The 16,516-nt window shown below is 40.3% G+C and carries 10 protein-coding genes; 6 read left to right on the forward strand and 4 right to left on the reverse strand.

All coding sequences use genetic code 11. From position 1 onward, the window contains the following. Window positions 1–197: 197 nt before the first annotated feature. Genes HNW13_RS04965 through HNW13_RS04975 form a run of 3 tightly spaced genes read right to left on the reverse strand, consistent with a single transcriptional unit; the run spans window position 198 to window position 7,597 of the window. Window positions 198–3,263: an efflux RND transporter permease subunit gene (locus HNW13_RS04965; protein ID WP_192115103.1), complete on the reverse strand. Its 3,066-nt coding sequence runs from the start codon at window positions 3,261–3,263 to the stop codon at window positions 198–200. Then, window positions 3,260–6,511: an efflux RND transporter permease subunit gene (locus tag HNW13_RS04970; RefSeq protein WP_192115102.1), complete on the reverse strand. Its 3,252-nt coding sequence runs from the start codon at window positions 6,509–6,511 to the stop codon at window positions 3,260–3,262. The genes HNW13_RS04965 and HNW13_RS04970 overlap by 4 nt, the downstream gene beginning before the upstream one ends. A gap of 12 nt (window positions 6,512–6,523) precedes the next feature. Next, entirely contained in the window at window positions 6,524–7,597 is a 1,074-nt protein-coding gene (locus HNW13_RS04975; protein WP_192115101.1) for an efflux RND transporter periplasmic adaptor subunit, read from the reverse strand. Between the two features lie 320 nt (window positions 7,598–7,917). Here HNW13_RS04975 and rhlP point away from each other — a divergent pair, with 320 nt between their 5' ends. Then, window positions 7,918–8,760: a rhombotarget lipoprotein gene (gene rhlP / locus HNW13_RS04980; protein WP_182744349.1), complete on the forward strand. Its 843-nt coding sequence runs from the start codon at window positions 7,918–7,920 to the stop codon at window positions 8,758–8,760. 395 nt (window positions 8,761–9,155) lie between these two features. Here the strand turns inward: rhlP and HNW13_RS04985 are convergent, their stop codons facing one another. Beyond that, window positions 9,156–9,647: an OmpA family protein gene (locus HNW13_RS04985; RefSeq protein WP_011637833.1), complete on the reverse strand. Its 492-nt coding sequence runs from the start codon at window positions 9,645–9,647 to the stop codon at window positions 9,156–9,158. Window positions 9,648–9,966: 319 nt separating this feature from the next. Between HNW13_RS04985 and HNW13_RS04990 the strand changes: the two genes are divergently transcribed. The 5 genes from HNW13_RS04990 to tssL are packed head-to-tail and all read left to right on the forward strand — an operon-like array spanning window position 9,967 to window position 16,514. Continuing rightward, entirely contained in the window at window positions 9,967–11,952 is a 1,986-nt protein-coding gene (locus HNW13_RS04990) for a serine/threonine-protein kinase (protein ID WP_192115100.1), read from the forward strand. A gap of 53 nt (window positions 11,953–12,005) precedes the next feature. Then, complete coding sequence (gene tagH, locus HNW13_RS04995; RefSeq protein ID WP_192115099.1) at window positions 12,006–13,358, forward strand: type VI secretion system-associated FHA domain protein TagH; 1,353 nt, start codon at window positions 12,006–12,008, stop codon at window positions 13,356–13,358. A gap of 18 nt (window positions 13,359–13,376) precedes the next feature. Further along, window positions 13,377–13,847 carry a type VI secretion system lipoprotein TssJ gene (tssJ, locus tag HNW13_RS05000; RefSeq protein WP_101086867.1) on the forward strand — a complete coding sequence of 157 codons (471 nt, stop codon included), beginning with the start codon at window positions 13,377–13,379 and terminating at the stop codon, window positions 13,845–13,847. 24 nt (window positions 13,848–13,871) lie between these two features. After that, a complete protein-coding gene (gene tssK, locus HNW13_RS05005; RefSeq protein ID WP_192115098.1) occupies window positions 13,872–15,200 on the forward strand; it encodes a type VI secretion system baseplate subunit TssK in 1,329 nt (442 codons plus the stop codon). A 24-nt stretch (window positions 15,201–15,224) separates the two neighbouring features. Next, window positions 15,225–16,514 (forward strand): type VI secretion system protein TssL, long form, encoded by a 1,290-nt coding sequence (tssL, locus tag HNW13_RS05010; protein WP_101086869.1) that lies wholly within the window; start codon window positions 15,225–15,227, stop codon window positions 16,512–16,514. Window positions 16,515–16,516: the final 2 nt, after the last annotated feature.

The following is a 16,516-nucleotide window of genomic DNA, read 5'->3' on the forward strand; positions in this document are numbered from 1 at the left end:
TTATTGTTATTAATACTGCCTAGCGTAACAAGTTGATCACTTATCGTGCAACAACATCCAGTGAATTAGCATCTGATTAAATAAAATCACGCTTCTCCAATGTAGCTTATTAAGCATTGACCGTAGCAAACATTGACCATAGCAAACATTGACGACTGTAAACAATAACGATGCACCAGCAGAACTGAAGTGTAGGACTATTTGGTCCAAGGCAGCAGTTTTTGAGCAAATGCATTGGCTAGCCCTAGTCTAATTGCGGCTTTATGGCGCACCAGATATAGTGCTTGGTAGCATAATGGTACCAAATACAAACTGGTGACGGTTGAAAAGGTTAACCCACCAATAATGGCAATGGCCATTGGCGAATACGGCGGTCCACCACCGCCTATCTGAGTATCTCCCATTGCTAATGGCACTAATCCCAGCACTGTGGTTGCAACCGTCATTAATACCGGACGTAAACGAGTAATACACACGTTAATGATGGTATCACTTAGCTTATCCAAATCGGGTGTCATCTGATTAATTTGGTCTACCAGTACAATACCGTTATTAACCACAATGCCCATCAAAATAAGTATGCCAATCATCGACATTACCGACATTGGTGTACCTGTGAGCCACAATGCCCAGAACACGCCAGTAATTGAGAACATAATCGAAGTGATAATAGCTGTCGGTAGCAGCAGTGATTCAAATAACGCCGCCATGACGATATAAATCATTGCGATAGCCAAGATCATATTTACCGCCATGATGGACTGGTCTTCATCTTGGCGTTCAAAACCACCGCGTAACGAGTAGCCGTACCCGTAGGGGAAGTTCACTGAGTCCATCACCTGAGTAATTTTGGTTTGCGCTTCTTCGGTTGTGAGATCTTCAAGATTTGCACCAATGGATAAAGCCGTTTGGCGATTAAAATGACGAATAGTATCAAATCGAGGAACTACGGTTGCTTCAGCTAAACTGTCCAGAGTATAAACTCGGTCACCTTGGCGAATGATCGGCAGTTGCTTAAGTTTTTCTAAAGAGTTCTGCCAGCTTTTGTCATAGGCCAGTTCGATACGTAGTTCGCCGCTAGGATTATGGCGAAACGAACGTAACTGCGACCCTCTTAAGGCAATGGCAATGTTCGATGCTATATCGCTTAAGGTTAAATCCAGACGGGCAGCCATTTCTCGGTTGATCACCACCACCACTTCTTGTTGGGCGCCATTCACTTCCGAGCGCACATCGACTAAGCCCTCTATATTGTCGAGCAATGGCATCACTTGTTCACTGATGCGGATTAGTTCGGTTGTTGAGCGTCCCGTTAAGGTTACACGAATGCCGTTATTTTCATTGCCCCAACCAAATTGTGGCGTAGCAATCGAAAATTTAGGAAATCCTTCGCGGATCATTTTCTTTAACTCACCAATGTCTATTGGGATGTCTTTTTGTAATAAAATGGTTGATTGTGCATCTTGCGGGGCGTAGTAACTGTAAACCGCATCAATATAAAACGTGTCTTTATTGCTGTATAAATACGTTTCCATGCTATTAATCATGGCTTCGGTCACCGCTAGATTATGGCGACCTTCTAGTTGGTAATTAATGTATAAACGGTCATTACCTTCACCATCTCCCTGATCTTGTTGCACCATGCTTAATGGCAATGCTGTTGATACCAACAATGCCACTGCGATGACACCAGAACGTTTTGGTCGGGTTAATATCCACGTGAGGCTGCGTTGATAAAAACGCCCTAAGCGATTGTTGTCATTAGCGGCCTGCACTTCAAAGTGAAAGTGGTTGAGCATCAGTGGGATTAATGTTTTCGCTACCAATAATGAAGCCGCTAGCGAGATACAAATGGCCACAGCAACATGTTCTAAAAAGATGGTCAGTTGCACTTTTACGCCAAAAATATTCGGTAAAAATACAATGGCGGTGGTTAATGTACCTGCTAAAACCGCCAAAGAGACTTTTTCAACGCCAGTTAACACGGCTTGTTGGTTGGCTTTTATCTGACAAGTGTCGTCAATGTGCCCAGCTTGTTTCTCTTGTAGCACGCTTTCGGTGACCACCACCGCATTATCAATCAACATGCCGACGGCTAATAACAATCCCATCATCGATAAAATATTTAAGCTGTAGCCTAAAAAATACATACCAGCCAATGTCATACATAATGAAATCGGTACCGATGAGATAACCACTAAGGTCATTTTAAGGTTACGCAAAAACAGAAACAGCACCCCAAATGACAGTACCGCACCCATTAAGCCAGACAGTAATAAGTCTTTGAGTGAGGATTTAACCCCATAGGCTTGGTCTTCCATGATAAACAGTTTGATGCCATTAAATTGCTGATCTTGCTTAACCTGTTCGATAACGCTTAGTACACGGTCAGACAACTCAACTAAATTGGCACCAGATTCCTTAAATACATCAATACCCACCGCATATTTTTGATCTAAATGTCGGCCTTCAATTTTCTCGGGCAGGGCATAGCTCACCATCGCAATATCTTGCAGGCGAATACCCGGCACTATCACCAGATTATTGATATCGTCAAGGCTGGTAAATTCACCTTTTGGTGAGACTTGATACACCCTTGAGTTTTCTCTTAGGGTACCTGCACTGATGACAAAGTTTTCTGCCAGTAAACGCGATCGTAAATCGAGGATATTAAGGCTTGATGCGACCAATTTATCTGCATCAAGTCGGATTTCAATCTGCTTTTGTTCAACGCCATAAAGGGTGACTTTTGATACGCCGTCAACGCGTTCAAGCGGCTTACGAAGCTGTTTGTCTAACAAATCAAATGCATTAGAGAGTTCGCGCTCGCTTGATATGCGAATGGTTAACACCGGCATATCGGCGGTTGAGAACTGTTGGATCATGACGCGCTCAACATCTTTTGGTAATAAATGCCTTACCGAGTCAATTTTCTCGCGCGCTTCTAGGCTTTTGGTGGCAACATCTTCACCCCATTTCATGTTGAGCTGAATAAACGCACCGTCTTGGGTTGAATCTGATCGCACCTCTTCTATGCCGCTCATGGTAGCAAGTGACTCTTCCAGCACTTTAGTGATGTCGCGTTCAACTTCTGCAGGGCTGGAGCCTTTGTACGGAACTTGCACCACAATTTGTGGAATATCAATTCCTGGAAACATTTCTAATGGCAGCATTCTACTGGCCGCCATGCCAAACAACATAATGGCCAAGAAAAACATGCAGGTGGTGACGGGGCGCTTTATCGCCAGTTGAGTTATGTTCATGCTGGCGTCTCCGCTGTATTAAACTCAACGTCGCTTTGGGTATATTGTTTACGATCAAATAGCGCATATAGAGCTGGAATAACTAACAATGTAAGCAAGGTTGACATGCTTAATCCGAAAATGACTGTAATGGCCATTGGCGCACGAACTTCACTGCCATCGCCAATGCCTATTGCCATTGGTAATAAACCTAAGGTAGTGGTTAGGGTTGTCATCATGATAGGACGTAAACGAGATTGTGCAGCATCATTAATCGCAGTCAGTTTATCCAAACCTTCTTGGCGCAATTGATTGATACGGTCAACTAACACAATCGCATTATTGACCACAATACCTGCCAGCATAATTAAACCAATGAATACCACCACGCTTAAATGGGTACCGGTAATGAATAAACCAATAATACTGCCTGCTACAGCCATCGGAACGGCAATTAAAATAAGCAGTGGATGCAACAATGATTCAAATTGGCTAGCCATCACTAAATACACTAGGAAGATAGCTAGGACGAGGGCGATTATCAATGAGTCAAATGAGTGCTCCATTTCTTCATTTTGGCCGCCAAATCTTGCTTGGATTGAGCTAGGAAACTGTTGTTGAGTGAGTATCTTCTGGGCTTCAATCACCGCTTCGCTTAAATCACCGTATGCTAAATTAGACGACACAATGGCGACTCTCTGTTGGCTGATACGATTAATCGCCGAAGGACCAATTTGTAAATCGATGGTAGCAATAGCACTTAAGGGGATCGGCTGGGCGCTATTAGGATTAATAATTAACGATTCAATGTCGCTAATTTGATCGCGTTCGCTTAATTCACTGCGCACCAAAATGTCCACTTTACGATCGCGTACCGTGAACTGGCTGGCAATAGTACCACCGACACGTTGGGCAATACGGTTAGCTACTGTGGGAGCGTCCATCCCAAGGGCGGCTAAACGGGCATGGTCAAAGCGAATGCTGATCTCTGGTTGGCCATCTCGTAAGGTAGTATTGATGTCACTAAAGCGATCAGACTGAGATAAAGCATTAACCAGTTGGTCAGCGCTTTGTTTGAGTTGAGCTAAATCATAACCCGATAGCTCGATTTCAAGTGGGGTTTTAAAGCTGAATAATTCTGGGTGTTCAATTTGAGCTTCTAATTCAGGAATATTTTTTGCTGTATTACGCAGTACCTGACTAACGGCATTAAAGGCTAAAGGGTCAGCTAGTACCACTTGTAATCTGCCCCAGTTTTCACCACCTCTAGCAGTATCCGATGTCATTAACCCACCGCTACCCGCTTGGCTATAGGCGTGTTTAACATCGTCACTGTCTTTAATCGACAGGGCTAGCTGCTGTAATACGGCATCAGTTTCACTGACTTCGGTGCCGGGCGGTAATAAAATTTCGACATAAAACTCACCTTGATTCATCGGCGGAATTAATTCGACCCCTAACTTAGGCAGCAAACTGGTTGACGCTAGGGTCACCAATAGTGCTAACACAATGGTTAATACTTGGTGGCGAAGAGCGTGATGTAATACACGGAAGTAGATTGATTCGACTATGCGATATAAGTAGTTAAAGCCAGTGCAGATGGGTTTGAGTAACATTCCAAATACACTACTTACAAAACGGCTAATGACAATAATGGCGGTTAATAATCCTGAAGGCAAATAGCTAAACAAGAGTTTAAATGGAAAGCTCAGCACAGCCAGTAAGTAATAGGCCACTTTTCCTTTTCGGCTAGTAGGTTTAGGCTTTTGGGCGACTTCAACTGGTTGCGGTAGGTTAGTAAAACCTTGTCGCGATGCCAACATAGGAATGGCTGTTAAGGCAACAAATAATGAGGCGAGTAGGGCGAACGTGACCGTGAGCGCTTGGTCGGCAAATAAGGCTCCTGCAATGCCGTCGACAAACACTAAAGGGACAAATACCGCCAGAGTGGTGAGTGTTGATGCAAAAATGGCGCCTGAGACTTCTTTACATCCTGTGACGGCAGCTTCAACTTTACTCATGCCTTGAGATTTATAACGGTCTATGTTTTCTAATACCACAATGGCATTGTCGACCAATAAACCAATGGCTAACGCAATACCACCTAACGACATAATGTTTAAGCTGATATCGGCAAAGTACATCATGTTAAAGGTGGCAATAACCGAAAAGGGAATCGAGATAGAAATAATTAATGTGGCAATAATGTCCCGTAAAAACAGGTAAATTACCAGCATCGCCAGTAAGCTGCCAAATAACGCTGCCGATGTCACTTCATTGACAGCGCTTTCAATAAACTCAGATTGGTCGTAAATAACTTTTAACTTATTGTGCTCATTAGCTTGATTGATTTTTTCAAGTTCAGAGCGTAGCTTTTGCGCAACAGCAACGGTATTGGCATCACCTTCTTTGTATATGGCTAATTCAATCGATTCTACTTCGCCGATGCGAGTAATATCACTGCGTTCTTTGTAGGCATCACTAATCACCGCAATATCAGATAATCTGACTAACGTTTGGCCATCGCGGTAGATAATCACTTGACCTAATTCATCTAATGAATTGAATTGATTTAAGGTTCTGACCAAGTATTCTTTATCACCCTGAATCACTTTACCTGCTGAAAGGTTGATATTTTCTTCATTTATACGGCGCTTAACCTGGTCGGCATTAAGGTTCAATTGGCTTAGTTTTTGTTGATTTAATTCAATATGAACTTCTTGCTCTAACCCGCCTGATAGCCTTACGGCGGCAACACCGGATAAGGCTTCTAAACGTCGTTTTAACTCCTCATCTGCAAAGGTTCGCATTTGCTTTAACTGCTCCGCATCGGCATTGGGTACAGAAAAAGCTAAGCGCATGATGGGATCAAGATTGGGGTTAAAACGCAGTAATAATGGCTTATTAATGTCTAAGGGCAGCTCGATAGTGTCGATTTTTTCACGCACTTCAAGGCTAGCCATGTCCATATTTGTGCCCCATTCAAACTCGAGCACAACATCAGACATGCCAGAACGTGAAATTGAACTTATTTTCCGCAGTCCTTTTACCACCCCAACCGCTTCTTCAATTGGTTTTGATACCAGCTGCTCAATTTCAACCGGAGCAGCACCGTCATAGGCTGTGCGTATGGTCACGCTGGGATAGCTTAAATCGGGTAACAGTTTTACCGCGAGGCGAGAAAACCCTACCATGCCAAAAAGCATCACAGCTAACATGAACATCCATACAGTGACGGGGCGTTTAACCGAAGTGTTAATTATTGACATTATCCCGCTCCGTTATCGAATAGCTGCGAAGCTAAGTGGGGTAATAATTTCCACTAATGATTGATCTTTGAGGTTTTGTTGGCCCCTGATGACAATTTGTTCGCCATCTTCAACACCCGATAAAATTTCAACCGTGTTATTTTCACGATATCCTAAGGTGACTTCACGTCGTTGTGCCTTCGTGTCTTTTATCACATACAAAGCTTGAGTGTTGTCTTGGTTGATTAATGCGTTATAAGGCACGGTAAGTACATCAAGGTGGGTGTCGTATTTAAGTTCAACCCGAGTAAACATACCCGCTTTTAATGTTGCATCTTGATTTGGCACGGCTAACGTCACTTTAAACGTACCGCTTTGAGCATCCACTATCGGACTAATACGCAGCACTTTTGCATCGATAATATTGGCCGCTGTACCTTGGTGTTGTTGAATAATACTGGCTTGTTGACCAATCCGTAAACTAGCAAGTTGTTGTTCTGGTAAGTGTAATATGCCGTGAAGTTGGTCTTGATTAACAACATAAAATAACTCTTGGAACTCTTTTGCCATATTGCCTGTTTTAACATAGCGTGAAGCAACGACACCATTAATGGGTGAGGTGATTTGGCTTTCTTTAACTTGTAGCTCTGCTAAGTCGCGCTGTGCTTTAGCAGCTTGTAGGTTGAACTCGAGCTTGGCCATTTGGTCTTGGCTAATAAACTCTTTGTTGTTCATTTTATTTAAACGATTTAACTCTTGCTGAATAATCTGCACTTCGGCTTCTGAACGATTGAAATCATAACGTTGACGCTTGGCATCAATTACCGCAAGTATTTGCCCTTTGGTAACCCGATCGCCTTCTTCAACGTTAATCTTTTCGATTATCCCAGCAATGCGGCTCATCACATGAGACTCTTCCGGTGCTTCGAGTGTGGCGGTGGTGCTGTAAAAAGACGATACATTGCCTGTGGTGACCAGTGCTGTTTCAACCGGAATAGCAAATTTATCATCTTTTTTTGCTTGCTCTTCTTCGCCGCTGCAACCACTCAATACTGCAATACAAAGTAAAGGAATTGCCATTTTCTTCATGCTGATGAACCTATCCATGGGGTACCTGCTAGTGTTATATTTTTTGAATTAAATGACGCTAATGTACTTATTGTTATTCTTAAGCGAGTTAACGTCACGTTATCATTTGTAACTAATGTTAATTAAATACATCAAAGCACTAACTGTGCCACTTTTTATAGTGTATAAATAACAAAGGTTTATAGTATTTTTAGTTAAGGGTTAGCGAAATTGACAATGTTAATGTAGTGAAAATAATTAACATTTGGTGTGATTGGTTATTTATGTATTTTCGTGTTGTAGAAATAAACAGATTCATTGATATCAATAAATGGAAAATAATTTAAAAGGAAGCGTAAATGAAAACAACAACATGGTTGGGCATGATGGCATCAGTTTTTTTATTGTCTTCATGCAGTATGTTGGTGAGCCAGCAGTCGGGGAAACAGTCTGTTTCGAGCAGTCTGATGGACTTTTTGTATCCTAATAAAGAAGCCCGTGCAGTACATAGCGCCGAAGTTCCATTGCTCACATTACCGGTAAAAGTCGGTATTGCCTTTGTACCGTCAACAGGCTTTCAAAAAGAGGCTGTGCATAGTAAAGATCAATACGAATTACTTGAAAAAGTGAAAGCGGCTTTTGTTCAATATGATTATATTGACCGCATTGAAGTCATTCCGAGTACTTATCTTGCTGGTGGTGATGGTTTTAACACATTAGAACAAGTTGGGCGTTTATATGATGTCGATGTAATGGCGTTGGTGTCTTACGATCAAGTGACTCAGTCTGTAGAGAATAATGCCGCGTTATTGTATTGGACCATCGTGGGTATGTATGTGATTCCGGGCAATGAAAATACCGTACAAACCTTTGTCGATACTGCAGTGTTTGACATTAAAAGTAGGAAAATGCTCTTTAGAGCACCAGGGATCAGTAAGCTCGAAAAGCGCACAACCGCTATTGGTATTGACGAAACATTAGCTGAAAAATCGATGCAAGGTTTTGACCTGGCAGTTACTGATATGACTAAAAACTTAGACGATGAGTTAGCTCGTTTTAAAGTGAGAGTTAAAGAGGAAAAAATTGCCAAGGTGGAACATAGCAATAATTACAGTGGCGGGACTATTGATATTCAGTTTGGTTTACTATTATTGATAATGTTATTCATTCGATTAAGACTCAGTAAGGATGTTGAACGCTAACCTTACTGTGGGCTATGTTCAATTGACTATGCTCAAGTATCTATTTTCAATGAGCAGTGATTAATCGATGAGTCACGTTGTTCGGTTAATCATTTTTATACTATCATTTTTTAGAAGTCGTTTTATCTGTGATGCGCGTTAACGCAGCACAATTATCTTCAGTATGGGCTCTGTCGTGTGTCTAAAATTTCCAAATAAATTTAGAGAATCCATGTTTAGTCCAGATATTGACAAAAATATAAGTAAGCAGGTTTTTTAGATGGAATAAGGTGCGATATAACTGAGGGTTTGTTGATAAATTATTGAATCTCAGCTTTGTAATAAGCTGAGATTCAATGATAAATATAATAAATACACTTGAATTACAGTATGTTATTAATACTTTAATTCATTTTTTATGAAGATTTATTCGTAATGGAAAAGTTAACCCGACGAGTCTTAGAACGCTCAGAACTGGTTAATTTTACACCGTTATCTTCAATGACTTTAGTAGTCGAAATTAATTGGTCGTTAGATGTGCCCAAAGAGATTAAAAACTCCACTAAACCATCAGCACGACGTTGTGCCAACGCTTTATTGTATTTAACTGTGCCTTTGTCATCTGTAAAGCCCTGAACATTTAGTTCTTTATCAGAATTATTGGCGAGGTAAGTCGCAACGCAAGACATGTGAGTATCAAGCTTACTGTATGACTTATCACTATTAACTTCGAAATACACAGGTGTGAACCCAATAATCATTTCATTATCTGTTTGTAATGTATATTCAATACACTCTGGAGAAATAGAAAATGTTTTGATTGGTTCAGATACAACGACAGGTGCTGATTGACAACCCGCAAGTGTTAATAACGCAATAACAGGTAATGAAAGATTGACGCGTTTCATATTTGTTTAATCCTTTAAAAATGTGGTCCATTAAAAAGAAATCGTAAATTACCGATAATGTTTTATTGGGTCAATAGAAAAACTGTTTTTTAGTTAATTAGATGTTTATTTTCATATTAAAAACATACTTTTTAATGTTTTTAGATTTTAATACATACTAATGGGTGGTTTATTTTAATGAATTTATTTAAAAGTTATTAAGCAAGTTTTTAAATGTTGTTTTTTGCATTTTCTTGCTGCAACATATTGGGGTAATTTTGATTCACTAGGAAGATAGTTTACATACTTTAGGATAATATTAAGGGATTAACCTGTACTTATGGATAAGAGTAAAGCACCAAATCACTTTGCTGAAGATAAAACAGTTGTGGCAGGATTTGAACATTCTGGAAATAATAATAAAGTTAACTTGATTGGGAAGTGTTTCAAAAATCGCTATTTAATTGAGTCGAAAATTGGTCATGGTGGTATGAGTGATATATACCGCGCCAAAGATCTCTATTTGGAGTCATTAAACGTAACAGAACCTTTTGTTGCGATTAAAGTATTATTATCTCAGATATCGGATATACCCGAAGCTCAGCAAGTCCTTATCAAAGAGTCAGTACAAACTCAAAAACTATCTCATCCAAATATCATCAGAGTTTATGATGTAGATACCGATGATGGCTTTCACTTTATGGTGATGGAGTGGTTAGATGGCGAATCATTAGACCAAGTGATCAAACGTTCAAAACCATTAGGCATCAACTTCAAAGGATCAATGAAAATCATTGATCAGATTGCTTCTGCATTATCGTATGCTCATCAACAAGGTATTGTCCATACAGACTTAAAGCCATCAAATATCTTCCTCACTCGCCAAGGGAACATTAAAGTTTTTGATTTTGGCGTTGCGAAAAACTTACAGCAAAGAGAGGACCGATACGCATTTGCCGAAGTCGACCAAGACTCTCCTTTAACAGGTTATACCCCTGCTTATGCTAGTTTTGAGCAGTTATCTGGAGAAGATGCCTGCGCGGCAGACGATATTTTTGCTTTTTCGTGTATTAGCTATGAGCTACTAACAAGTAAACATCCTTATAACCGTGTAGCTGCAAATGAAGTTGATATCACCAACAATAAGTTGATTAAACCAAAAAATATTAGTTCACGATTATGGCCTATGTTGAAAAAAGGTCTCGCGCTTAAAAAAGTACAACGTGCGCCTTCCATCGAGCTAATTATCAATAAGTTCCACAGTAAAAGTTGGCCACTACTCACCGCTATTGCTGCGGGTGCAGTACTTGTTATCGGTGGATTTCAAATTCAACAATATTACCAGATTCAATTAGACGACTTACAAAATAAAGTCGCGCTGACAAATAAGGCCAAAAGCGAAGTTCAAGCATTTGAATTTATTCCTGCTTCAGCATTATTAGCCCAAATAGAAGATATTCCAGAAGATAAAAAGCTGATTAAGAATGGTTTGTTAAAGACACATCAATCTGAAGTGTTGGATATTGTGGAACAACGTATAGCTTCCTTACCGAAAAGCGATAATGGTCTGTATCAAAATTATGAAAAAATAGCACAAATTATTAATGACATAGAACGTTTTTATCCTGATTCAGTTCGTTTGCTACAAATAAAAAACCAAGCAGAGAGAAGTAAACAATCAGTTGTAGATGCACTGTCTGAACGATTGAGCCTGTTATTATCTCAAGCCCGTTACAATGAACAGGGAAGTAATAATATTCAAGCCATTGTTGAAGGGTTAACATTTGTCGAGCCTGGATATGTTTATACCGCGTCTAATGAAGAATATGCCCTCTATGCAAGCTCATTTGATAACGCCTTAAAGAAACATGATATTAATCAAATAAGTGCACTCATTACAACTGGCGAAAATATATTTTCAAACTATCCGCAGGCTAAGTCATTAATTACATATGGCGCCGAATTGAAAGTGGCTGTTAAAGGCTTAAATGACTATCACGATTTAACGGCAAAAGGTAAAACGGTCGTTTATCCATACGAAGCTGCTGAAGTTTATTATCGAGATACATTTAATCAATTAACCGTGAGGTTAGATGCAATAGATAACCCAAAAGATCTACACGAGTTTGATAAAGAAGTTAGGGGGCTCGCCACGAATTTACCCGATGATTTTGAGCCCCTGCTAACGCTTGATAAACGTTTAGCCGCCTCTTTTTTACGCCAAGCAAATGTGTATCTTGATAAGCAATATCTGAAAACAGCCAGAGAGTTATTTGCCAGAGGGAATGAAATGTATGAACGTCTAAATGGTGTTCAACGCTTATAACGCAATGGGTATGATGGCTAGTCAACAAGTTGATGAAGGAAGATGTAATAGAAATGGAATTATTGCTAGAGATTGTGAGTTATCACAGGTTATCCCCTGAGCAGGTCATAACAAAAGATGTCACAGAATCCTTAACGTTAGGGCGCTCTGATGTATGTGATTGGCATATGCCTGATCCAGAAAAAGTGGTTTCTGGTACTCATGCTCGGATCACCAAGCGCAGTGATGATTTTTTCATTGAGGATTTATCAACCAACGGATTATATGTCAATCGCGCAGTCGAAGCGTTAGGCACCAATCGTGAGCATAAAATTGAACACGATGATCTGTTTACTTTTGGTGATTATGAGATCAGTGCGAAGTTACAAATGTTACATGTGGCCTCTAATAGTCAACCTCAACAAGAGATACATGACGCCCCACATGTTGCTACTTTGCAGCAAAATAAACTCATTCCAGCTTCTTCCTCATCAATGCTTGATACTGGGTTTGAATCTGATTTAGCAGGATTTGATTCTGCTATGTTACTGAACCAATCTCGACAACAATCAGCAGGTCTCTCGCAGATGAATGCTGATTTACAAGACCATTTTCAACCACCAGTAGCCATTCCAGAAGAATGGGATAAAGATATTTTTGGACAACATTTTCAAGCTCACGCAAAAACTGATATCCGATCTGTTGTTCCACAAGAGCCCGAGCTTCTGGTTGCTAAAGCTCCAGTTAACCCTATAAAAGTGCCTGAAACGGTAAAAGCGGAGGTGAAAAAAGTGGCCCCCGTGTCACCAAATACCAAAGTACCCGTTAGTACACAGGTAAGCCCTTCATCTGCATTAAGCAAAGCGTTTTTTCAGGGTATGGGAGTCAATGAACAAGATTATGTCAATGTGCTAACTGAAGAGTTGATGTTTGAACTGGGCCAAAGTATGCAGTTTATGTTGACTGGCCTGATGGAATCACTACGTCAACGTTCAAAGCTGAAAACTGAGTTTAGAATCAATCAAACAACATTCCAGCAGCGTGAAAATAATCCATTGAAATTTTCGGCCAATATTGATGATGTATTTCAAAATTTATTTTTAAGGAAAAGTGCGAGTTTCTTGTCATCTCAACAAGCGATTACCGAAGCTTTTAATGACGGTCGAAAGCATGATACCGCGTTAACTGCAGGCACATTAGGCGCTATCCGTGGATTGCTAAATCAATTAGATCCTGAATTTATTGAAGCCAAAAGTCAAAACCAGTCGCTTACAGACATGTTAGTGCCGGGACAGAAACAAATGCGCCAATGGAAGGTATATAAAAGCTTACATTCCAATTTAAAAACAGAATTTATGCAAGACAGTGCTGCCGCATTATCAGATGATTTTGTTAAAGCATACGACAATAAAATTAAAACATTATAAATTATTAAGGGCTAATAAATGAAATTGAAGTTAGGTCTATATCAAATTGTATTAGTAAGCTTTTTATTACTTAATTCTGGCTGTAAAACGATTAATGCTGTCGTCCCGCCATCGACAGATCTTACCTTTAATGCCAGTGCAGACATCAATCCTGACATTAACGATCGGCCATCACCAGTGGTGGTGAAAATATTTGAATTATCATCAAGAACTATCTTTGATACTCAAGATTTTTTTACCCTTGATGAGTCAGCTGAAAGTGTACTTGGTCCAGATCTTATTCGTAAAGATGAGTTGGAATTACAGCCATCAGAAACGCGTGAATATGCCATGACACTGGGACAAAACACCCGATTTGTTGGTGTTATTGTCGCATACAGAGATATTGATTCATCTCGTTGGCGTTCAGTCGTCGCTGTCGATCCTACTGGTTATGATGATGTCGTTATCAACATCGAAAAAATAGCTGTGTATAACTCTGAAAAATAATTGTTGTGAATAAATAGGGAAATTATGAGCGATTTTAGCCCAATAGCATGGACAGAGGGCATGTTTCTTCGTCCGCAACATATGCAGCAGCAAGAACGTTTTTTGCAACATCAACAAGCGCGAACTGCCAAGAATAACAATCCACTTGCTTGGGGGGTTGTGAGCTATGAAGTCAATTATGGCCTACTACCACTGGGGCAATTTGGGTTAGACCGCATCGATTGTGTTTTTCCTGATAACACCTTGGCTTGTCTTCCTGAGCAGAGCCCGTTACCAACGGCTATTACTGTTCCAGCAGGTACATTGGATCAGCTTGTTTATCTTGTTCTTCCCGTTGCGAAAAGCAATGGGATGAATATTTCATCTTCTGAACAAAATCAAATTACTCGCTACAGCTATGAAGATCACAACATTGTTGACACAAGCGTTGGCTCTGATGCTATGGAAGTGCTGCAAGTTGCCAAATTAGATTGTCGGTTAAAGTTACAAACGGAAGATCGCTCAGGCTACGTCTCAATTGCGATCGCTCGGGTTATTGATGTGTCTGAAGAGGGCGTGATTCGATTAGATAAAAAGTTTATTCCGGCATGTATTGGCATTGAACACATTAAAACCTTAATGAATATGACAACTGAAGTCACTGGCATGATTAATCAGCGTGCAGAAGCCATAGCCGGTCGCTTAAGTCAATCCCAAGGGACTTCCAGTTCGATAGCAGACTTTTTAATGTTACAACTTTTGAATAAGTATCAACCTATTTTTGAACATTATGGGGTTGTTAGTCATATTCATCCAGAATTGCTATTTCGCACACTCATTAGTTTTTCTGGTGAGCTTTCAACGTTCAGTGGTCCCAACAAGCGACCGCCAAAATTTCCTGTATATCAACATGATAATTTAACCTATGTGTTTAGTAACACTATGGTAATTGTTAATCATGGCTTAAGTAGTGTATTGGAACAAAGTGCCACAGAGCTGATCCTAGAGAAGACCAAATTTGGTGTGTATTTCTCGACGATTGCAGACAAAAGTATGCTTGATAATGCTGAATTTATTCTCGCTGTTAAAGCAAATGTTCCGCATGATGAGCTTCGTCAACGCCTACCTTCACAAATTAAAATAGGGTCAGTTGAAACCATTCGTGAACTGGTTAATAACCAATTACCCGGTATTGGAATATCCAACCTCCCAGTCGCGCCAAGACAGGTGCCATACCATGCGGGTTATCACTATTTTCAATTAGATAAAAACAATAGCCATTGGATAAAGCTTAAATCAAGTGGCGGTGTAGCAATGCATATTTCTGGAGCATATCCAGAGTTACAAATTGAACTTTGGGCTGTGAGTATTTAACGCCAAAACATTAAGGATAATTTTGTGAACGATAAAACCATCGTTAAACCTCGCCCAGGGAAAGGGTCGGGTATGGCTGGCAATAAAACAAAGGTCGATGATGATAGTCAGAAAACCTTGATTCAAGATCATCGTGCCGATAATCGCGACAACCGATCGCAACTAAGCTTATCGCAAAACCCAATCGTTGATTTTGCGGGTACGCTTTTATCTATTTGTACTCAGTTACGAAATAGTACCGAGCATGATGATGTCAATACTCTACGGGTGCATTGTGTCGAACTCATCAAGAATTATGAGCAACAATTACGTAATGCAAATTTAGCGTCAGATGACATTAAGTCTGCTCGATATTGCTTGTGTTGCTTTATAGATGAGGTGGTCCTCAATACGCCTTGGGGAGAGCAAAGCTATTGGGCGTCTGACAGTTTACTTTCTACTTTTCACAATGAAACCTTGGGTGGCGAATATTTCTATACCTTGCTTGACGCCTCACTTCGTCATCCTTCTGAAAAGTGTAATTTACTTGAGTTGATGTATTTATGTTTAACTCTTGGTTTTGTTGGCAAAATGAGAGTTGAGCCTCAAGGCGATCAAAAACTAGAAGCATTACGTGAAAAAACGTATTTAGCCATTCAATCTTGCAAAGGCGATTTCCATCGAGAATTATCACCAGGATGGCGACAGAATATTGTCCCTAATCTAACCTTCCAGCAGCCATTTCCTTTATGGGTTATCGGGGCATTATTTGGGGTGGTTATTTTATTTATCTATATGGGTTTTAGTTATAGCATCAACAATTACTCATCAGAGGCTTATAAAGAATTGACCTCGATTGTGCCTTGGGAGAAAACCATTGATGCGCAACAACAAATTAGTCGTGATGAAGCATTATTACTGCAACAACTTTTACAAACTGAAATTGGCAAGAATCTACTCGAAGTAGAACAATTAAGTGATCGTGTGAGGATCCGCATTGGGGCGACTGAACTGTTTGCTTCTGGTAACACTCAACCTCGTTCAGATTTTGAAGCTATTTTAGCTAAAATTGCTCTGACGCTAGAGAGCACAAATGGCAAAATATTGATCACCGGTCATACCGATGATGAGCCAATCTTTACGTCTAAATACCCATCAAATTGGCATCTTTCATTAGCAAGAGCAACGTCGATTGCGAACGTTCTCGCTAATAACGCATCGCTAAGTGGCCGCTTGTGGCCCGAAGGCCGTGGTGAGTCTGAGCCCCGTGTGGTGAACGACAGTGAACAGAACCGCGCGTTAAATCGTCGAATCGAAATCGACTTATTGTTTTAGTG

The sequence above is a fragment of the Shewanella sp. BF02_Schw genome (assembly GCF_014596695.2).
Classification (GTDB): domain Bacteria; phylum Pseudomonadota; class Gammaproteobacteria; order Enterobacterales; family Shewanellaceae; genus Shewanella.